General features: G+C 61.8%; 12 protein-coding genes. 4 read left to right on the forward strand and 8 right to left on the reverse strand.

Annotation, left to right across the window (positions count from 1 at the left end):
* Positions 1-23: 23 nt before the first annotated feature.
* A complete protein-coding gene (locus RCO31_RS08245; RefSeq protein WP_308967809.1) occupies positions 24-314 on the reverse strand; it encodes a hypothetical protein in 291 nt (96 codons plus the stop codon).
* Between the two features lie 469 nt (positions 315-783).
* On the opposite strand from RCO31_RS08245, the gene RCO31_RS08250 reads away from it, so the two are divergent.
* From RCO31_RS08250 to lpxA, 4 genes are all read left to right on the forward strand, one after another.
* Entirely contained in the window at positions 784-2,043 is a 1,260-nt protein-coding gene (locus RCO31_RS08250) for an amidohydrolase family protein (RefSeq protein ID WP_308967811.1), read from the forward strand.
* 4 nt (positions 2,044-2,047) lie between these two features.
* Positions 2,048-2,350 carry a hypothetical protein gene (locus RCO31_RS08255; RefSeq protein WP_308967813.1) on the forward strand — a complete coding sequence of 101 codons (303 nt, stop codon included), beginning with the start codon at positions 2,048-2,050 and terminating at the stop codon, positions 2,348-2,350.
* Positions 2,351-2,372: 22 nt separating this feature from the next.
* Positions 2,373-2,825: a Rieske 2Fe-2S domain-containing protein gene (locus tag RCO31_RS08260; RefSeq protein WP_308967815.1), complete on the forward strand. Its 453-nt coding sequence runs from the start codon at positions 2,373-2,375 to the stop codon at positions 2,823-2,825.
* Between the two features lie 290 nt (positions 2,826-3,115).
* Positions 3,116-3,892, forward strand: a complete 777-nt coding sequence (lpxA, locus tag RCO31_RS08265; RefSeq protein ID WP_308967817.1) for an acyl-ACP--UDP-N-acetylglucosamine O-acyltransferase — start codon at positions 3,116-3,118, stop codon at positions 3,890-3,892.
* A 180-nt stretch (positions 3,893-4,072) separates the two neighbouring features.
* On the opposite strand, the gene RCO31_RS08270 is transcribed toward lpxA, so the two are convergent.
* From RCO31_RS08270 to RCO31_RS08300, 7 genes are all read right to left on the reverse strand, one after another.
* Positions 4,073-6,556, reverse strand: coding sequence for a glycogen/starch/alpha-glucan phosphorylase (locus tag RCO31_RS08270; RefSeq protein ID WP_308967819.1), 2,484 nt, complete (start codon positions 6,554-6,556; stop codon positions 4,073-4,075).
* Positions 6,557-6,582: 26 nt separating this feature from the next.
* Positions 6,583-9,333, reverse strand: coding sequence for a malto-oligosyltrehalose synthase (gene treY, locus RCO31_RS08275; RefSeq protein WP_308967822.1), 2,751 nt, complete (start codon positions 9,331-9,333; stop codon positions 6,583-6,585).
* 151 nt (positions 9,334-9,484) lie between these two features.
* Positions 9,485-11,266, reverse strand: a complete 1,782-nt coding sequence (treZ, locus tag RCO31_RS08280) for a malto-oligosyltrehalose trehalohydrolase (RefSeq protein WP_308967824.1) — start codon at positions 11,264-11,266, stop codon at positions 9,485-9,487.
* Positions 11,263-13,335, reverse strand: a complete 2,073-nt coding sequence (gene glgX / locus RCO31_RS08285) for a glycogen debranching protein GlgX (RefSeq protein WP_308968035.1) — start codon at positions 13,333-13,335, stop codon at positions 11,263-11,265. The genes treZ and glgX overlap by 4 nt, the downstream gene beginning before the upstream one ends.
* 3 nt (positions 13,336-13,338) lie before the next feature.
* Positions 13,339-15,486: a 1,4-alpha-glucan branching protein GlgB gene (gene glgB / locus RCO31_RS08290; RefSeq protein WP_308967826.1), complete on the reverse strand. Its 2,148-nt coding sequence runs from the start codon at positions 15,484-15,486 to the stop codon at positions 13,339-13,341.
* Positions 15,483-18,761, reverse strand: a complete 3,279-nt coding sequence (treS, locus tag RCO31_RS08295) for a maltose alpha-D-glucosyltransferase (RefSeq protein ID WP_308967828.1) — start codon at positions 18,759-18,761, stop codon at positions 15,483-15,485. The genes glgB and treS overlap by 4 nt, the downstream gene beginning before the upstream one ends.
* 9 nt (positions 18,762-18,770) lie before the next feature.
* On the reverse strand, positions 18,771-20,744 hold the full coding sequence (locus RCO31_RS08300; RefSeq protein ID WP_308967830.1) for an alpha-1,4-glucan--maltose-1-phosphate maltosyltransferase: 1,974 nt from the start codon (positions 20,742-20,744) through the stop codon (positions 18,771-18,773).
* Positions 20,745-20,777 lie beyond the last annotated feature (33 nt).

Below are 20,777 nucleotides of genomic sequence, written 5' to 3' on the forward strand. Positions count from 1 at the left end.
TCGATCCGACGACGGCCGACGACTTACGTCTGCGCAGTCTTGTTCTTGATTGCGCCGGCGATCGCGGTGAGGATCGCGCCGCCCGCACCACCCGCAATCACGTGCGTGATGATGTTGCCGATGCTCAGATTGCCGGACTGTGCAGCGGCAGTGACCGCAGGCATGAGAGCCGTCACGATCTGACCCAACACGCCGCCGCCAACCGCGCCGGCGATAAGGTTGCCGATCGTGCCGAGGTCGAACGACGGAGACGCCTTTCCTGCGCCCGCGCCGCCGAGAGCTCCGGTGATGAGATTGATTAAAATGTTTTCCATGTGGTCCATCCAGGTGGTGTCGTGGAAGGAGATGGGAAGCCTATCCTTCGCATGCAATCGAGTCGAGGCCGCGCCCGCATCGCCGCCGCGTCGGAGGCTTAAGAAATCTTCTGGATCAACTCGCGAATTAAAAGCGTGTTGTCATCAATGACTCCAGTTCAATCAGCTTTCGATCGACGATGCGCATCGACGTGCAGACTGCGAATGCGCGCGCCATGGTCGGGATGATCGCGAGCATCCCTATCGCGACTGCGAAGGGGATCGCTGAGTGCTCACGTCGATTTGCCGCGCTGCAGCGTCCTTCGATATTCCGTTTCATACGGGCGTGCCGCCGAATCGGTATTGGACATGCCACTCGTTCGCTCTCATTCTGCAGTTTCTCCAGCTGGCGGTTCGCTGCTGTCGCGGTGCGCGGTCAGACTGCGGGATGTCTCGACCAAGAAGCAAAATATTCCGGGGAGGATCGAGGATGCTGGAACGTGTCGCACAGCCGCCGACGCGCGAGCTCGCTGAAATAACGACGCGCACCGATACCCGCGACTACCTTGCCCACGCCACCAAGCAGGCGCGCTCCTACGATGACTACGAGGTCATCGTCGACATCGATGCGCATGTCAGCGAAAGCCGGTTCTGGGCCGAGATTTGCACGTACATCGAGAATGACGTGCTGAAACAGATGGCCGAAGGGATGATGCAGGGCGCCAAGAGTGGCAATGCGCTGCTCAACTCCGCTTCCGGCATCTCGTTCCAGGCGGTGAGCGGCCGGATTCCGCATCAGCAGAACAACCTGGAGGAGGTCGAGCCCGGCGCGGGGCACGGCTTTGCGCAGAACATGCGCCGTTCCATGGACGCCATGGGTATCGACTACCAAGTGGTGTTCCCAAGCGGCATGCTGCTGCTCGGCATGCATCCCATGCACGATGTGGAGCTGCACGTCAGCAATGCCTTCAACCGCTGGATCATCGAGCGGATCATCCCCGACGAGCCGCGGCTGTTGTGCCTGCTCTACCTGCCGTTCCACTCACCCGATCTGTGCGTCCAGCTGGTCGAGAAGTATGCGCATATTCCGGGCGTGATCGGCTTCTCGGTCAGCTGCGTGCGCAACAATCCCGTCTATCATCCTTCCTACATGAAGCTCTACCGCGCGGTCGAAGCGACGGGAAAGCCGCTGGTGTTCCACACCGCCTATAACTGGACCGATCCGTCGTTCGCGCAATTGAATCGGTTCGGGGCGATGCATGCGCTCTCATTCTCTCACTATAACCTGATCCATCTCACCAACTGGCTGTTCAACGGCCTGCCGGATCGTTTTCCGAAGTTGAAGGTGGTGTGGATCGAAGGCGGCCTCGCCTGGATTCCGTACCTGATGCAACGGCTCGACCACGAGATCCTGATGCGTCCCAGCGAGGCGCCGGGCCTGAAGCGGCTGCCGAGTGAATACATCCGCGAAATGTACTTCACCAGCCAGCCGCTGGAGCGCTCCAACATCAGGATGCTGCAGGCGACGATGGAGACCATCAATGCCGAAACCCAGCTCCTGTTCGCATCGGATTGGCCGCATTGGGATTTCGATCCACCGAGCGCGATCACCACGCTGCCGTTCTTGAGCGACACAGCCAAGCGCAATATTCTCGGCCTGAACGCCGCGAAGCTGTTCAATCTGCCGGTCAAGCGCGTTCGGCCCCGCGCCGAGGACGTGCTTGCCTCGCGTGGCAATCTCGTGAGCTGAGGCTATGACGGTTTCCGATGCGGCAGGCGCTGAGACGCCATCGGCGGCGATGTCTTTCGTGGCGATTGCCCGGCGCGCCCTTGCGGAGGGCGACCATGCATCCGTCTCCGACGCCGAACTCGAGGCGGTGCTGACGGCAGCGGTGAAACTCTATGCCGCCCGGGCCGAGTGGCGCCAGGAGTTGCCGCCGCCGCTGACCGAAAGCGATGTGTCGCCTACCGAGGTGGTCGTCGCGGCCAGCGAAATGATCCGGGTGGTCGACCTCAATCCGTTCGACCTGTCCATGTGGTATCGGCGCGCCCGTTGAGCGCGGCTCTGGGAGGACAATGATGACCGAAGTGAGTGCAGGGCGCGTTGACGCGTTTGCCGATCCCGGCCGCAAGGTGATCGAGGTCGGTGGTATCGAGATCGGCATTTTCCAGTTCAAGGGCGCATTCACGGCATTCGAGAACATCTGCCCGCATCTGGGCGGTCCGGTCTGCCAGGGGCTGATGCTGCCACGCACGGTCGACGACGTCACTCAGGACAACGTCAATCTGGCGCGCAGCTTCTCCAAGACGCATCACAACGTGATTTGTCCCTGGCACGGCATGGAGTTCGATATCTCGACCGGCGAGCACGTCACGACCAAGACGCTGCGCTTGAGGAAGGTGCCGGTGCGGGTCGAGGATGGCGAGGTCTTCGTCACGGTGCCCGATCGCAAGCATCAGCATGTCCATGCATGGTTCACCGGCGAGCGCCAGCGGCCGCCGCGTGAACGCGGAACGAGCGATCGAACCTGATCCGATGCGCCGGCGTGCCTGCGGGCATCCTGGCCGCGCGTTGCCGATAATCGAGCGTCGATTTCGAGATCTGAGCCAATTACAACGCCAAAAGCCGCCGCCCGGGTCGATGGCGCCCTACTTTCGACTGAATGGCGGCGCCCCCTTGCACCGTCCGCGTGACCGCGCGCGCTGTACAGGGGCAGTGCGGGCTTGTCATTCCCAAAAGCTGCGACGCAGGCCGTCTCGCTGCGCGTTAACGTCAAACGCGAAGATCTCTTTGCGTGCAATCATACAGTCAAGAGTTCATGATGATCCACTCGACGGCACAAATCGAAGACGGGGCGGTCATCGGCGAAGGCGCGGTCATTGGGCCCTACTGCATTATCGGCAAAGACGTCCAAATCGGCGACGGCTGCAGGCTGGTGGCCCACGTGCATGTCACTGGTGTGACAACGATCGGAGCTCGCGCTGTCATCAGTCCTTTTGCCTCCTTGGGATCCGCGCCGCAGTCATCGAGCTATCGCGGAGGTCAGACCCGGCTCATCATTGGTGCCGACTGCGACATTCGCCAGGGCGTGACGATCGACGCGGGCACGGAAGACGGCGGCGGCGTCACGCGCGTTGGCACACGTGCGTTTTTCATGGCGAATAGTCATGTGGGACATGATTGCGCTGTCGGCGACGACGTCGTGTTGGCCAATTGCGCGGGCCTTGGCGGGCACTGCACTGTCGGAGACCATGTGTTTATCGGTGCAATGTCAGGCGTGCATCAGCGCACGCGCGTCGGGTCGTATGCGATGATCGGCGGCGTTTCCGGGGTACGCGGGGACATCATTCCATTCGGCCTTGCTGCCGGGGCGTTTGCTCGATTGAGCGGAGTCAATGTCCTGGGAATGAAACGAAAAAAATTCTCCAGCCAGTCCATTCGTGCGGCTCGAGCGGCCTATCGCCTGATCTTTCTGGGCAAGGACACGATGGTCCGGCGTCTTGAGGAGGCGGAATCAAAATTCGGCGCCGACGCCGCGGTGGCGCAAATCGTTGCGTTCATTCGCGCCAAGGGAAACAGGTCAATCTGTCCGGCATAATTCGCCACAGGCGAGCGAAGCGACGCCGTTCGTCGAACGGCAATATTGCGATAAGCGCCGTAGCCCGCATGAGCACAGCGATATGCGGGAGCGGCCTCGCAGGCGACTGATGCTGTCCCGCATGTCGCTCCGCTCATGCGGGCTACACGCGTCTCGCGGCGCTCCTCGCAGTGACGAGACTCAACTCGGCGCTTCGAAATTCAGCGCCGGAAGCCCCCAGATGTCCTCGGCGTATTCCCGCACGGTGCGATCGGAGGAGAACCAGCCCATCCGCGCGACGTTCAGCATGCTCGACGACGCCCATCCGGGCGTGGCCCATTGACTGTCGATCTTGCGCTGCGTGCGATAGTAATCGTCGAAATCGACCGACACCATGTAGTAGTCGAGATATCTGAGGCTGTGGGTGATCGGCGCAAAGCGGGAAGGGTCGTCGGGCGAAAAGTCGCCCCGATCCAGCGCGTCGATGACGCGACCGAGCATGGCTGATCGTTCGATGCTCTCGGTCGCATCAAGGCCGAGCTTGCGCCGTCGCAAGACTTCATCCGCCTTCATGCCGAAGATGAAGATGTTCTCTTCGCCGACATGGTCGCGAATCTCGATATTGGCGCCATCCAGCGTTCCGATCGTCCGCGCGCCGTTGAGCGCAAGCTTCATGTTGCCGGTGCCGGACGCTTCCATGCCCGCCGTCGAAATCTGCTCCGACAGATCACAGGCCGGCACCAGGACCTCGGCGGCACTCACATTGTAGTTCGGCAGGAACACGACCTTGAGCAGATTGCGGATCGAAGGGTCGTTGTTCACCACCGACGCGACGTCGTTGATCAGCTTGATGATCAGCTTGGCCTGTTGATAGCTGGCGGCGGCCTTGCCGGCGAAGATTTTCACGCGCGGCGTCCAGTTTCGATTTGGCTCGTCGCGGATGGCGAGATAAAGGCCGATTGTCTCCAGCGCGTTCAGAAGCTGACGCTTATACTCGTGGATCCGCTTGATCTGGATGTCGAACAGTGATGTCGGATCGATCTTGGTGCCGAGGCTGCTCGCGATCAGCGACGACAGGGCCGCTTTGTTGCGGCGCTTCACCTGCATAAACCGCTCCATCACGGCGTGGTCTTCGCTGCACACTTCCAGCCGCCGCGCAGCGAGCGGATCGTCGAGCACGACGTCGCCGCACACGTCCTTCAAGAGCTCGGTAAGGCCGGGATTGCAGCCATGCAGCCACCGCCGGAACGTGATGCCGTTGGTCTTGTTGGTTATCCGGCCGGGATACAGCGCGTTGAGATCGGCGAACACGGTCTCCTTCATCAGTTCGGAATGCATCTCCGAAACGCCGTTGATCCGATGCGATCCCACGAAGGCGAGGTGACCCATGCGCACGCGGCGGCCGCCGGCCTCGTCGATCAGCGAAACCGAGGCGATGTATCGCGCATCCGAAGGCGCGTGTGCCTCGGCGGCGGCAAGATTCTCGACATTGATGCGATAGATGATTTCAAGGTGACGCGGCAGCATGCGTTCGAACAGCTCGACCGGCCACGATTCCAGCGCCTCCGGCAGCAGGGTGTGATTGGTGTAGGAGATCGTCTGCTGGGTAATCTCGCGCGCCTCGCGCCAGGACAGCGCGTATTTGTCGACCAGCAGACGGATCAGCTCAGGGACCGCCAGGCTCGGATGCGTATCGTTCAGCTGAATGGCGGCGCGTGTCGCGAGCGTTCGAACGCTGCCTTCGGAGCGAAGATGGGCCTCGATGATGTCCTGCAGGGACGCAGAGACGAAGAAATATTCCTGCCGGAGCCGCAGCTCCTTGCCCGCAGGCTGTTCGTCGCTCGGGTAAAGAAACTTGGAAATCGCCTCTGCGCGCGCCATCTCCGACATGGCGCCGAGATGGTCGCCCCGATTGAACGTCTCGAGCTGCATGGGATCGACCGCGCGCGCCGACCAGAGCCGCAGCGCGTTGACGTGACGTTCACGCCAGCCGACGATCGGCGTGTCGAAGGCGACCGCTTTGATCGTCTCGTCGGGCACCCATTCGATCTTCTGACTGCCGTCGCGACGATCGGTCCGGCGGATATGGCCGCCGTAATGAACGTTGTAGACAACGTCGGAGCGCTCGAACTCCCACGGGTTGCCGGACGCCAGCCATTGTTCCGGAAACTCCTCCTGCCAGCCGTTCGAGATCAATTGGCGGAACAGGCCGTGCTCATAGCGGATGCCATAACCCTGCGCAGGAATGGCAAGGCTCGCCATGCTGTCCATGAAGCAGGCTGCCAGCCGGCCGAGGCCGCCATTGCCGAGCGCGGCGTCCGGCTCGACCTCGGCGACGTCGCGCAGATTGATGCCGAAATCTCGCAGCGCGGCCGCGAACTTGCTCATCAGTTCCATGTTGCCGAGCGCATCACAGAACAGCCGGCCGATCAGGAATTCGAGCGAGAGGTAATAAACGCGTTTCTTTCCGGCGCGGCGCGTCTCGCGTTCGGACTCCAGCCAGCGGTGGACGATCCTGTCCCGCAGCGTCAGCGCCGCAGCCACGTACCAATCGTGCTTCGTTGCCCGCTCCGGTTCCTTTCCGACCATCAATGCGATTTTCGACAGCATGGCACCCCGGATCTCGGCGATGTCGTCATGCACGGGATCAGGAGTCGCTCTCGATCGAAACGGAAACTGCTTCATGGTCACTGGAACCGGAAAATGCGCGGTCAGGCACGCGACAGCGCGCGATCATTACGCACGGTTTTAGTCAGCCCTGCGTGGTGCGGATATACTACTGCCGGTATATCCCCCAACAATTGGCCGACATCGAGTTCCATTGCGTCGATGCTAATCCGCGCATTCAGCATGCTGAAATCCGGGGAGGCGCCGCCGTCACGGGTAAACGGGGCGAAATGGCGCAATGCAACAACAGAACAGGCCTGATCGCGGTAGTGACGGGTGAAGGCGATCACGTGTTCCGCATGGGGTCCCTGCACGGCCAGAGGAATATAGCCGCCGAGCGCGAAAACGTTCGAATAGCGCTGTCGAAGCTCGAGCAAATGGCGCGTCCACGCCAGCTTGATGGTTCCATCTTCCCACGTGTCCGCGAACATCAGGGGTTTTTGGCGGATCGCACTTAAGCGCCCGGCGCGCGCCGGAAAATCCACCGGCCGGCGGTTGTCTGGATCGACCAATGACAGATCCCACAGCTCGGTTCCCTGATAGAAATCGGGAACTCCGGGAACGGTCGCTTTCAGCGTCAGCTGGCTGAGACTGTTGAGCGCTCCAAGCAATGCTGCGCGGCGCGCAAACAAGGCAAACGAGTCCAGGAAGCCCGGTGCAGCGCTGGCATCGAGGATGCGTGCGACGAACGCCCTGATGCCTTCTTCATAGTCAGAGTTCGGATTGAGCCAGCTGGACTGCAGCTTCTCCTCGCGGATGGCCTTTTGCACGTATTGCTGGAACCGCGCGACGAAGTCGGACGTGATGCCGTCGAGCGGCCAGGCGCCGATCAACGCCTGGTAAATCATGTACTCATCGACAAGCGACGGACACCGCTGGCCGCGCGCCTGCGTCACGAAGCGCGCGTTCTGCGTCTTCCACTGGCCGATAGCGCCGCCCCAGTCGCCCGCGAGCTCGGCGACGGCGAGAATGCGCATCCGTGCGTCTTCGCCACGCTTGGTGTCATGGGTCGCCGTGGCGGTGAGTCCCTTGGGCCATTGTCGCGCCCGCTCCGCCATATTCGCATGGAAGGTTGCAAGCGGCATTGCCGGTGCGGCGGGATTGCCGCCAACCTCGTTCAGCGCCAGGAGCAGCGGGTAGCGGTAGAAGGCGGTATCCTCCAGCGACTTCGCCATCAAGGGCCCAGTGAACTGCTGGACCTTGGAGGCGAAGCGGCGCACCCGCGCACGGCTGTGCAGCGCGCGACCGGGAAGAAGCAGGTCGAGGGTGAGCGCATCGCGCAGGAAATCGAAAATGCCGTCGTCCGCGGCAAACCATTCGGCCTGCGCCTTTCTGATCGCCTGTTCGATCGTCTCGCGATCGCTGCTGCTGACGCTGCGGCCTCTGATATAGGTCCGGTAGACCGGGAAATGCAGCACAAACAGCGTCAGCGCCTGTCGCAGGCTGTCTTCGGAATAGTCGCGGGTCGAGTGGTGTCCGGCGGCGATGCGTGCCAGCAATCGCGTCAGGACCGTGAATTCACTGACGAGCAGCGTCTCGAGCACGCGGCGCTTGGCCTCGATCAAGACCGGTTCGAATGCCGGCGCGAGATTGCTCGCCTGCCGCCAGATTTCCTTGAGCTCGTCCTGACCTTGCGGAAACATCAGGACCTGGCTGAACTGGTTCAGCCACTCATATCCGGTCGTGCCGTCGCAGGCTTCAAATCCCTGCAACGTCTCATCCTCGCCGAGGATCTTCTCGATCAGCAGGATGAAGGGGCGAGGGGAGGCACCTTGCGCCTTGCGAATCAGCCGTCGCAGCCGCTGCAGGTATTGCACCGGGTCATGCAGGCCGTCGATGTGGTCGATGCGCAGGCCCTGGAGCTTGTCTTCGGCAATGAGGCGATGCACCAGCGCATGCACGCGTTCGAACGTTTCGCCATCCTCGATGCGCAGTCCTGCAAGCGAGTTGATGTCGAAGAAGCGCCGATAGTTGATGTCGCTGCTCGCCAGTCGCCAATGCGACAGACGATAGTGCTGGCGCTCCAGAAGATGATGAAGCGCAGTGACTTGCGCGGGGCCGTTTGGCGCGCGGAACGCCTCCAGTCCTTCTGCGATGACAGCGTCACCGCCGGCGATTTGCGCAAGCTCCTGTTCGAGCCTTGGCGCGGCGCGCTGGTCGGGATTGTTCGGGCCGCTGTAACGCTCCGCGACTTCGAGCAGAGCCGCGCCCGCGGCCGTGTGTGAGGCTTGCGCGGCCGCGACGATGACGCGCAGGATCTCGCTGTATCTCTGCGGCGCGATCGGAAGCTTGTGCTCATAATAATACGCGCTGAACTTGCCGGCAGCGTAGCGTAGTTCGATCTGACCCTTGTTCAGGGCTTCGCCATAGGACACGCCGAGGATCGGCAGCAGCAAGCCCGGTTTTCGCCGATGCGGCAGCATGTCCCAATCGATATCGAACGACTTAGCGTAGCGCGATTTCGGTCCCCATTCGAGAATATCCAGCCACCAGTCATTGTCCGAGTAATGCACGCCCATGTGGTTCGGAACGAAATCCAGGATCAGGCCGAGGCTGTTGGCTTTGAGCGCGGCGCTGAGCTTTTCGAAGCCGGCTTCGCCGCCGAGCTCGGGATTAAAGGCGGTATGATCGACCACGTCGTAGCCGTGGGTGCTGCCGCTGCGCGCCCGCGTGAATGGCGAGGCGTAAACGTGCGTGATGCCAAGCGCTTTCAGATAAGGCACGACGGCTGCGGCCGGCTCGAATCCGAAGTCCTTCGTGAGCTGCAGACGGTAGGTGGCAAGCGCGGTCGTCACTATTGCTCCGTTTCCGAAGTTCGCATCACGTCGCGGCACACTCTACATGCGAACTTCGGAAACATAAGGAGCAATAGCAAGTTTATGATGCCAGTGCCGCTTATCGATTTGAAATTCCTTGTATGAGCTCGCCGCAGGTGGTGCAGGAATTTCAAATCGGCGGCGCTGGGCCGGCCCCGATCGACCAGAAGACCGACCAGGGTGGCAACCGCTCCGGCGCCTCGCCGCCCCAGATCGACCGTCCATGAAATGCCGCGTGACCGCGCGTCGTGATCTCACCGGACAGATTTGCGATCAGCGCCAACGTCTGGTCGTCGCCAAGCGTCCATTGAGCGGTGAGGATGTTGCTCTGTAGAAATTCCGAATGGGCAAACGAGGCGCCGCGAAGGCGGGGGACGATCTCGGTCCTTCGCACATCGAGCAGCGCCTTGACGAGCTGGTGCCGTGCAAGGCCCTCGCCGTCGCGGGCCGCCCAGTCGAGCTTGGCGGCCTGAAATGTCGATGGCGCCAGTGGATCGGGGACATCCTGGGCGGATGTTGCGTAGCTTTGCGCAAACTCCCTGCGCCGGCCCTGGCGAACGGCCTCAGCCAGCGCGCCGTCGAAATCGCAGAAGAACGGAAACGGCGTGCGCGCTCCCCAGTCTTCGCCCATGAACAGCAGTGGTGGCATCGGCGCAAGCAGGGTGATCGCCAAGGCGGCTTCGATTGCGATCGGGCTGGCAGAAAGGCCCAGCCGATCCCCAAACGCACGATTGCCGATCTGGTCGTGATTTTGCAGAAAGTTGACGAAGGCGGCCGGCGACAGACCGCCGACCTTTTCGCCACGAGGCTTGCCGCCGCGGTGGCGCGAGGGTTCGCCCTGGTAAGCGAAGCCCTGCGCCAGCATCTGTGCGATCATCTGCTGCGGGCCAGACGCATAGTCGGAATAGTAGCCGTGGGTTTCACCGGTCAGCAGGACATGCCAGGCGTGGTGGTAGTCGTCGTTCCACTGCGCCCGGTATCGTCCGGAAGGTATCTCCGTGTCGGGATCAAGAAGCGATGCGCGGTTGTCGTCGTTCTCCAGAACGAGATGAATATGCCGGCCGCTTTCGCTTGCGACCACTCCGACCGCCTCGCTGAGCTCTTGAAGCATCGCAAGCCCGCCCGGTTCGGCGAGCGCGTGGACGGCATCCAGGCGCAGCCCGTCGAAGCGGTAGTCGCGCAACCAATGCACGGCATTCTCGATGGCGAACGCCCGCACCTCCGGAATCGAATAATCGATCGCCGCGCCCCACGGGGTCGCCGCGGCCTTGAAGAATTGCGGCGCGTACCGGCCAAGGTAATTCCCCTCCGGCCCGAAGTGATTGTAGACGACGTCCAGAAACACCATGATGTTGCGCAGGTGCGCGGAATCGATGAGCTGCTTGAGCTCGTCCGGCGAACCATACGTGTGGTCCGGCGCAAACCAGAGTACGCCGTCGTAGCCCCAGTTCCAGCGGCCCGGAAAATCAGCGAGCGGCATCAGCTCGATCGCGGTGATGCCGGTTTCGACGACATGATCGAGCTTGTCGATCAAGCCGCGGTATGTGCCTTCCGGTGAAAACGCTCCGACGTGACATTCGAGCAGAACGGTCTCGTGCCAGGGCCGGCCGCGCCAGCTCTCGGCCTGCCACGTGAAGGCGTCATGGTCGATGATCTGGCTCGGACCGGCAACATCTTCAGGCTGAAAGTTCGACGCCGGATCGGGCACGTCCAACTCGTCGTCGATCCTGAAGCGATAGCGACTGCCGGCGGCGGCACCGTCAACACCCACCGCGAACCAGCCATCTTCGGACCGCGTCATACTGTGCCGCTGTCCCTCCACCATCGCATCGACCGTTTTTGCGGCAGGCGCCCAGAGCCGAAGCGTCGTACCAGACGCGGTGATCTCAGGCCCGAAGCGCCGGACCGTCATGGCACGCCCTCCAGCACCATTACACTGCGCGGAGCGGCCTTCGCCACCGTTCCCGACCTGAACGAATGGGCTGCTGTCCTGTCTTCCGCCGTGTTGAGCAAAAGCTTCCACGACGCATAGCCAGGCAATTTCGGCAGGCTGAACTCGATCCGCTCGGGTGCGGCATTCAACGTGACAAAGAGTGCTGGCGCCTCGCCGACGGCGCCGAGGGCATAAGACAGGAACCGGCCTTCGGGAAAATTCCAGTCAGTCTCGGTCATCTCGGTGGATTGAGGCGTGAGCCAGAGCACGCCAAACGAGCCGCCGTCCTTCTTTCCCTGGACCCAATGACGCGGCGTGAGCTGCGGAAAGCGCCGTCGCAATGCGCTGAGATGGCCGATGAAATCCGTCAGATCTTCGTACGGTGTGCCGAGATTGGACCAGTCGATCCAGCCGATCTCATTGTCCTGGCAGTACGCGTTGTTGTTGCCGCCCTGGCTGTTTGCCACCTCGTCGCCAGCGAGCAGCAGCGGGACGCCTTGCGCAAGCATGAGGCAAGCGAGCTGGTTTTTTCGCAGTTGCCGGCGCAGCCGAATGATCGAGGGGTCGTCGGTCGGCCCTTCGTGCCCGCAATTGTTGCTCACATTGTCGTTGGAGCCATCGCGGTTACCCTCGCCGTTCGCCTCGTTGTGCTTTGCGTTGTAGGAATAGAGGTCGGCCAGCGTAAAACCGTCATGAACGGTAACGTGGTTGACGCTTGCCCGCGGCGAGCGGGCATCGTGGTCGAACAGGTCGGCCGAGCCCGTCATGCGGCGGCCGACGTCGCCGATCAGATTGCCTTCGCCGCCCCAGTAGCGGCGCATCGTCTGCCGATAGAGGTCGTTCCATTCCGACCATTGCGACGGAAAGGCGCCGACCTGATAGCCGCCGAGGCCGACGTCCCATGGTTCGGCAACGAGCTTCACGCCTGCAAGCACCGGATCCTGACGCACTGCGGTGAGGAACGAGCTGTGCTGGTCAAAGCCGTTCGGCCCGCGCGCGAGGGTGGGGGCAAGATCAAAGCGGAAGCCGTCGATGTGGCACACCTCGACCCAGTAGCGCAGCGAATCCATCACCATCTGCAGGACGCGCATGTTGGTGAGGTTCAGCGAATTTCCGCAGCCGGTGAAGTCGTCATAGTAGCGGCCGCTCTCCGGCTTCAGCCAGTAATAGGACGCGTTGTCGATGCCGCGGAACGACAGGGTGGGGCCGAGATGATTTCCTTCCGCCGTGTGGTTGTAGACGACGTCAAGCATCACCTCGATGCCGGCGTCGTGCAGTCGCGCGACGGCCGTGCGAAGCTCGTCCAGAGTCCCGTCCTGCGCATAACGCGGCTCCGGCGCGAAATAGGCGATCGAATTGTAGCCCCAGTAGTTCGACAGCTTGCGTTCGACCAACTGGCGATCATCAATGAAAGCGTGGACGGGCAACAGCTCGATCGTCGTGATCCCCAGGCGCTTGAAATGATCGATCATCGCGGGCGCGGCCAGCGCGCGGTAGCCGCCGCGCATCGCCGGCGGCACGTCGTCGCGCGTTTTGGTCAGCCCCTTGACGTGCGCCTCGTAGATGATCGTCTCTTCCCATGGAATGCTTGGCCGCGGCTCGCGCTTGGCCGCATTTGAAGTCTCATCGACAACAACTGACTTCGGCATGCCGCGGGCGTTGTCGCGCCGGTCGAACGAAAGGTCCTGTCGCGGGCTGCCGGTGCGGTAGCCGAAATGCGCATCGCTCCAGACGAGCCGGCCGGCAAGACGCTTTGCGTAAGGGTCGATGAGCAGCTTGTTGGCGTTGAAGCGATGACCTTTCTCGGGCTCGTACGGTCCATGCACCCGATATCCGTAAAGTTGGCCCGGCGTCGCGTCTGCGAGATAGCCATGCCAGACGTCCTCCGTGCGTTCGGGCAGTACGACCCGATCGATCTCGCGCCGGCCCTGGCTGTCGAAGAGGCAGAGTTCGATCTTCTCCGCATGCGCGGAAAACAGCGCGAAATTTGTGCCTCTGCCGTCCCAAGTGGCTCCAAGGCGAACAGATGATCCTTCCGTGAGCCGCATCATTCAAGCGTCCGGCACAAGGAAGATGACCGCGAGCGGCGGTATCGTCAGGCTGAGCGTGGGAACTGCACCGCTTGAGGTTCGCACGGCGCCGCGATTGCCGATATCGCTGCCGCCGTAATAGACGGAGTCAGTATTCAATACCTCCCGCCAGAGACCGGTGAACGGCACGCGGACCTGATAGTCGTGGTAGACGTTCGGCGTGAAGTTCGCGACCACGAGGCACTGCGCACGTCCGTCACGCCCCTTGCGCATCCACGCGAACACGCCGCGGTCGCTGTCATCGGTGATAACCCATTCAAAGCCGGACGCATTGCAGTCGAGCTCGTGCAGTGCAGGCAGCTTGCGATAGAGCGCATTGAGGTCGCGGACCAGCGCCTGAACGCCACGATGCCGAGCCTGGTCAAGCAGATGCCAATCGAGTGACTGATCGTGGTTCCATTCGCGTTCCTGGCCGAACTCGCTTCCCATGAACAACAGCTTCTTGCCGGGATGTGCGAACATGAAACCATAGTAGGCGCGCAGATTGGCGAAGCGTTGCCAGTCGTCGCCAGGCATGCGTCCAAGGATCGATCGCTTGCCGTGCACGACCTCGTCGTGGGACAGCGGCAGAATGAAGTTCTCCGAAAACGCATAGTGGAGACCGAACAGGATCTGGCCGTGATGATGCTTGCGATAAATCGGATCCTTGCTGACGTAATCCAGCGTATCGTGCATCCACCCCATGTTCCATTTGTAGCCGAAGCCGAGGCCGCCATATTCGGTCGGCCGTGAGACTTGCGGCCACGCCGTCGACTCCTCCGCCGCAGTCGTCGCATGCGGAAACTTGCCGAAGACTTCGCGGTTGAAACGGCGCAGGAACTCGATCGCTTCCAGGTTCTCGCGCCCGCCATGCTTGTTGGGAATCCATCCGCCCTCAGGACGGCTGTAATCGAGGTAGAGCATCGAGGCCACAGCATCGACTCGCAGGCCGTCGACGCCGTAACGTTCGAGCCAGAACAGGGCATTCGAGACCAGGAAGTTGACGATCTCTGTCCGCCCGTAATTGTAGATCAGCGTATCCCAATCCTGATGGCGGCCCTGCAGCGGGTTCGAGTGCTCATAGAGCGCGGTACCGTCGAACACTCCGAGCCCATGCGGGTCATCGGGAAAGTGTCCCGGCACCCAGTCGAGCAGGAGGCCGACGCCTGCGCGATGGCAGGCATCGACGAGATATGAAAACTCCGTCGGAGAGCCAAACCGGCTGGTCGGCGCAAACAGTCCTGTCGGCTGATAGCCCCATGAGCCATCGAACGGATGCTCGTTCACAGGCAATAGCTCGATGTGGGTGAAGCCCATCTCGCGCGCGTATTGGGGCAGCGTCTCGGCCAGCTCGCGATAGCTGAGCCAGGCGTTGTCGTCCTTGCGGCGCCAGGAGCCGAGATGAACCTCGTAGATAGACATCGGCGACGACACCGCATTGATGTTCGCCGGGCTGCGTGTCGGCCGAGGCAGTGATCGTTCGTCGAACACGATCGACGCCGTATCGGGCCGGAGCTCGCATGCGAACGCGAGCGGATCGGACTTGAACGGCAGCAGCCGCCCGTCACGCGCAGTGATCGCAAACTTGTAATGATCGCCGGGTTGGGCCCCGGGGACGAACAGCTCCCAGTATCCATTGCCGCGCACGCGCATTGGATGGCGCTTCGAGTGCCAGAAGTTGAAGTCGCCGACGACGGCGACGGCCTGCGCGTTGGGCGCCAGCACGACAAAGCCTGTGCCCTCCACGCCGTCGCTGACCATCGGATGCGCGCCAAGCTTGTCGTAGAGATGCTGGTGCGTGCCTTCGCCGAGCAGGTAGAGGTCGAAGTCGCTCAGGATCGGCGGGAAGCGGTAGGGGTCTTCGATCTCGACGGTGTCGTCGCCAAAGCGGGCCCGCAGCCGGTAATGCTGCGAACCGTTGGGAAGTTCGCCCGAGAACAACCCGCCCTCATGGATTCGGGCGAGCGGAACGGCGGTTCCACATTCTTCGACGACCTCGACATCCGACGCGTCGGGCAAAAATGCGCGGACGACGCTGTGTCCGTTCTCCTGATGGCGGCCGAGATAGCGGAACGGGTCGGAGTGATGACCGCGCAGGATCGCATAGGCATCGCCCGGGAGCTCGGTCATGCCAGTCTTCCTTCCCCGAGCACACGCAGCGCGCCGCTCAAAGCGACTTTCAGCCAGTCGGGCCGATGTGCCAGCTCGTACTCGATCTCATAAAAGGCTTTTTCCAGCAGGAAGAACTGCAGCACGTTGTCCGCGGTGGCTGGATCCTGAGGCCACAGCCGCGCGTCCGTCAGCGTCGCGCGATAGGCGGTGAGGAACGACTGCACGCTCGCCTCGCGCCAATCGGCGAGTGCGGCCTGAAGCTGACCGTGTTCGTCGGCCTTCACCTTCAGCGAGCGCTCGAGCGCGGCACTCACGGAATAGTCGATCGAGCGGATCAGGCCCGCGACGTCACGCGCAGCGGGGGCCTTCATTCGCCGCTCGGCGAGCGTGCGGCGCGGTTCACCTTCGAAGTCGATGATGAAAATGTCGTCCTTGACGATCAGCATCTGGCCGAGATGGAAATCGCCATGGTGACGGATGTTGAGAATCTGCTCCGGCTGCGGCAGCAGGGCGGCGAGGCGGTCTCGCAACGTCTGCCGATGCTTCAACAGCTCCTCGACCAACAGCGCATCCGCCTGGCTGACCCGCGTATTTTCAAGCCGCGCAAAGGCGCGCGATGCGCGCGACAGGATGCCTTCGATCCACCTGCTGATCTCCTCCTGCGTCGCAGCGCGTGGCCGGAAATCCTCGATGTCGTCACGGCTCGCCAGGGCAATCTGCATCTCGGCGACGCGCCTGCCGGTGTGGGTCATGTAGCGTTGATATGCAGCCTTCTCATCGCTCGCAGGCGTGGTGTCGGCCGTGCCAACGAAGCTTTCTCCTTCGACGAACCGGTCGAGCGCCGTGCCGGTGAGCGTCCACGCATCGCCCTGGTTCTCGACGAAGGCGTGGACGATGGCCACTGCGCATTCGATGTCGGGACCTTTCAGTTCGATGCTCCCGAGCAGCGCGGGGGTATTCGAGAAACCGGCGACGTCGGTCAGGAAACGACCAACGTCGGCTTCCGGATTGAGTCCATCCTCGAGTTTCCGATAGATCTTGACGACGTACCGGTCGTCCACCAGGGCTGTCGAGTTGGATTGCTCGGCCTCGACGGCGCGAACGTTCTCGATCTGGGCTTCCTCGATCGTCTGCAATCGCTCGGTCGGCTTGAAATGAATCCGGTAGTCGCCTTCCTGCAGAACCGCCGACTTGCGGAGATCGGAAAGAAGGGTCGCGATAAACCGCGTGTCGGTCGCGACATCGATCAGCGTCCCTTCCTTTGCGCCTTGTCGGACGGCGGCGAGCGCTTTCGGGTTGAAGTGACGGCGATCCAGCCGGTCCCATACGATGCGCACCGGCATCGCAAATCGCTCGCTCTCGCCATGCAGTTTGGCGTCGAACAGCACCAGCCAGGGCCGCGATTGCGGTTCGGACGAGAGCGGTACGACCGTTGCTACATGAGTTGAGATCGCGCGGGCGGAGCGTTCCGGAAACCAGCGCGCGTGGGAGAGGAAGGACGGCAGCACGTCCCGTTCGAACACTGCTTTCGTCCGCGACAGAGTCGTAAAGGTCGCGCCGGCCGGAATGACGAGCGTTTGAAAATCCGGAACGATGACAGGCGCGACGTTGGGCGAAACCGGCTTTTCCTTGAGCTCGAACCAGTAGAAGCCATATGGGCCCAGCGTGACGAGGTAGGGAAGGTCGCCGATGTCCGGGAAGGTCGTGCGGCCGAGCATCTCGAAGGGAGAACGGCCCTTCCATTGCGTCAGATCGAGCTCCGAAGCCTGCGACGCACGCGAAAGGTTGGCGACGCAGAGAATTACCTCGTTCTCGTCGATCCGCAAATACGCGAGCACCGCATGATTGGACGATCGCACGAACGTCATCGTCCCGCGCCCGAACGCTCGCGAAGATTTCCGCACCGCGATGAGCTTCTTGGTCCAGTTCAGCAGCGAGGACAGGCTGCGCGACTGCGATTCGACGTTGATGGACTCATAGCCATATACCGCGTCCATCACCGGCGGCGCGTACAGGCGGGCCGGATCGCAGCGCGAGAAGCCGCCGTTGCGGTCGGGCGACCATTGCATCGGCGTACGCACGCCGTTGCGATCGCCGAGATAGATGTTGTCGCCCATGCCGATCTCGTCGCCATAGTAGATGATCGGTGTGCCGGGGAACGACATCAGCAGCGAGTTCATCAGCTCCATCTTGCGACGGTCATTGTCCATCAGGGGCGCCAGGCGGCGCCGGATCCCGAGGTTGATGCGCGCGCGGGGATCGGCCGCGTAGGTCGACCACAGGTAGTCGCGCTCGATGTCGGTCACCATCTCGAGTGTCAGTTCGTCGTGGTTGCGCAGGAACATCGCCCACTGGCAATTGCCGGGAATGTCTGGTGTTTGCCGCAGGATATCGACAATCGGAAAGCGATCTTCCTGCGCGATCGCCATGTAGATGCGCGGCATCAGCGGAAAATGATATGCCATATGGCATTCGTCGCCGTCACCGAAATAATACTGGACGTCTTCCGGCCACTGGTTCGCCTCGGCAAGCAGAACTTTTCCTTTCGCATAGGCGTCCAGTTCGGCGCGCAGCTGCTTGATCACCGCGTGGGTTTCGGGGAGGTTCTCGTTCGAGGTGCCCTCGCGCTCGCAGAGGTATGGAATGGCGTCGAGCCGGAAGCCGTCGACGCCTGAGTCGAGCCAGCGCTTCATCACCTGCACCACGGCGCTGACGACGCGCGGATTGTCGAAATTCAGATCCGGCTGGTGTGCGAAGAACCGATGCCAGTAATAGGCCTTCGCTTCAGCATCCCAGGTCCAGTTCGATTTCTCCGTGTCCGTGAAGATGATGCGGGTTCCGGTGTAGCGCTTGTCCGTATCGCTCCAGACGTACCAGTCGCGTGCGCTTGAGCCCGGCGGACTGCGGCGTGCACGACGAAACCACGGGTGCTGGTCGGAGGTGTGATTGACGACAAGTTCGGTGATGACGCGCAGGTTGCGCCGCTTGGCTTCCGTAATGAAGCGACGAAACTCCTTCATTGTCCCGAAGTCAGGATTGATCGATCCGTAGTCGGCAATGTCATAGCCGTCGTCGCGGCCCGGGGAGGGATAGAACGGAAGCAGCCAGATGGCGGTGACGCCAAGCTCGTGCAGGTAATCGAGTTTTTCCGTCAGGCCAGCGAAGTCGCCGATCCCGTCATTATTGCTGTCGGCGAAGGCCTTGACGTGCAATTGATAGATGATTGCATCCTTGTACCACAGCTCGTCGGTGTCGGCGAACTGAGCGGTATCGATCGTCTCGAGCCTGTTCATGATCGACGCTCATATGATGCAGCGGAAAAGCAGCGCGGGGTCGAGCATCGGATCGATCCGGAGGTGAGTGCCTCCCCACTCGACCGCGCGGCGTTCGCCGGTGAAAAGATTCTCCAGGGCCAGCGGCGGCTTCGGGCCGCCGTCGGCGTGAAGCTCGATATCAGCGAGCGGCAACCAGAATTCCTGCGCGTCGCGCACGAGCGAGATCGCTCCGACAACCACGTTCTGCGCGCCATCGTCATATTTGACGAAGGCGATGATGTTGGCGTTTTCAACCGGCAGGAACCGCAGGTTGCGCGTCTGCCTCAAAGCCGGATTGGCACGCCGTGCCTCATTGATGGCGGTAATGTAACGCTTGATATTGCCCGGCTTGTTCCAGTTGCGGGTCTTGATCTCGTATTTTTCGGAATCGAGGTACTCTTCGCGCCCGGGGAGCGGCTCGTGTTCCAGCAGTTCGAAGCCGTTGTAGATGCCGTAGTTGCCCGAAAGAGTCGCGGCGAGCGCAACGCGCGATTTGAACATCCAAGGCTCGCCGCCTTGCAAATGGTAGGGAAGAATATCTGGCGTGTTGACGAAGAAGTTCGGCCGATAGTAGTCGCGCTCCGGATAGTTCGTCAGCTCGTTCAGATACGCTTCGATTTCCCATTTCTGGGTTCGCCACGTGAAGTAGGTGTAGGACTGGGTGAAACCGAGCTTCGCCAGCCCCTTCATCACTTTCGGGCGGGTAAAGGCCTCTGCGAGAAAGATCACGCCAGGATCACGCGTCTGAACTTCGCGAATGAGCCATTCCCAGAAATTGAACGGCTTGGTGTGGGGGTTGTCGACGCGAAAGATGCGAACGCCGTGATCGACCCAGAACAGGATGACATCGCGCAGGGCGTTCCAGAGCGAGCCGGCATCGTCGCAACCGAAGTCAGGATTGACGATGTCCTCGTATTTCTTGGGCGGGTTTTCAGCGTAACGCATCGAGCCATCCGGCCGCTTCCTGAACCATTCCTCGTGTTCGCGCAGCCAGGGATGATCCGGTGAACATTGCACAGCGATGTCGAGTGCGATTTCCAGATCATGCGCCTTGCAGGCGTCGACCAGCGCGCGGAAGTCGTCCAACGTGCCGAGTTCGGGGTGGACCGCGGTGTGCCCGCCGTCCTGCGAACCGATAGCGTAAAAGCTACCGGGGTCGCCGGGCGCTGCCTTCAAGGCGTTGTTGCTACCCTTGCGGTTGGTGGTCCCGATCGGATGGATTGGCGTGAAATAGAGCACGTCGAAGCCCATGGCGGCGACATCGGGCAATCGCGCGATGCAATCCCGGAACGTGCCGTGCTGGCCTGGAACTGCGCTCTGGCTGCGCGGTACCATCTCGTACCAGGCGCCGGCGACCGCCCGCTCGCGGTCGGCCACGAGCGGAAACAGGCGCGATCGTGTGAGATCGGGACGTTCCTGGGTGGACGTGAGGGCGGCAGCGAGATCGTCGGTCAGCAGCGCTTCGACTTTTCCGCTCTGCAGGTATGCATCCAGTTGCCGCCGAATGAAGGCGGAGGTTTTTTCGTCGGCGTTGATCGGCAGCGCCAGCAGTGCGGCGCCCTCCAGGGCGTCGAGGTGGACGTCCTGCCCGGCTTTCGCCTTCAGCTCGAAGCCATGCCTCCAAGTGGCGAAAGTGTCGGTCCAGGCTTCGATTGCGTATTCGTAGCGGCCGGGCTGGGTCGGGCTGAAGCGCCCGTCCCAGCGGTCGTTGTCATGCCGTACCATTGGTGCGCGTTGCCATGACGACGTGCCTTCCCGCCGCCAGATCAGTTCGGCAACGACCACATCGTGACCGCTCCGATAGATGTCCGCCCAGACGTCGATCATCTCGCCTGCAAGGCGCTTGACGGGATAGCGCCCGCATTCGATCGACGGATAGATGTCTTCAATGTGAAATGCGCCCGCGGTCGCGCCGCGCTCGCCTGGTCGCAAAGCCAAATTCTTCTGTGCTGACACAGACATCCAACGCCTACCTGCAGTGGGCTTCCCCAGCGA

Source organism: Bradyrhizobium sp. LHD-71 (assembly GCF_031157255.1).
Classification (GTDB): Bacteria; Pseudomonadota; Alphaproteobacteria; order Rhizobiales; family Xanthobacteraceae; genus P52-10.

What these genes read in the sequence shown, in the direction of transcription:
- RCO31_RS08245 (WP_308967809.1), bottom strand. Translation starts at nt 314, where the DNA reads ATGGAAAACATTTTAATCAATCTCATCACCGGAGCTCTCGGCGGCGCG.
- RCO31_RS08250 (WP_308967811.1), top strand. Translation starts at nt 784, where the DNA reads ATGCTGGAACGTGTCGCACAGCCGCCGACGCGCGAGCTCGCTGAAATA.
- RCO31_RS08255 (WP_308967813.1), top strand. Translation starts at nt 2,048, where the DNA reads ATGACGGTTTCCGATGCGGCAGGCGCTGAGACGCCATCGGCGGCGATG.
- RCO31_RS08260 (WP_308967815.1), top strand. Translation starts at nt 2,373, where the DNA reads ATGACCGAAGTGAGTGCAGGGCGCGTTGACGCGTTTGCCGATCCCGGC.
- lpxA (WP_308967817.1), top strand. Translation starts at nt 3,116, where the DNA reads ATGATCCACTCGACGGCACAAATCGAAGACGGGGCGGTCATCGGCGAA.
- RCO31_RS08270 (WP_308967819.1), bottom strand. Translation starts at nt 6,556, where the DNA reads ATGAAGCAGTTTCCGTTTCGATCGAGAGCGACTCCTGATCCCGTGCAT.
- treZ (WP_308967824.1), bottom strand. Translation starts at nt 11,266, where the DNA reads ATGACGGTCCGGCGCTTCGGGCCTGAGATCACCGCGTCTGGTACGACG.
- glgX (WP_308968035.1), bottom strand. Translation starts at nt 13,335, where the DNA reads ATGCGGCTCACGGAAGGATCATCTGTTCGCCTTGGAGCCACTTGGGAC.
- glgB (WP_308967826.1), bottom strand. Translation starts at nt 15,486, where the DNA reads ATGACCGAGCTCCCGGGCGATGCCTATGCGATCCTGCGCGGTCATCAC.
- treS (WP_308967828.1), bottom strand. Translation starts at nt 18,761, where the DNA reads ATGAACAGGCTCGAGACGATCGATACCGCTCAGTTCGCCGACACCGAC.
- RCO31_RS08300 (WP_308967830.1), bottom strand. Translation starts at nt 20,744, where the DNA reads ATGTCTGTGTCAGCACAGAAGAATTTGGCTTTGCGACCAGGCGAGCGC.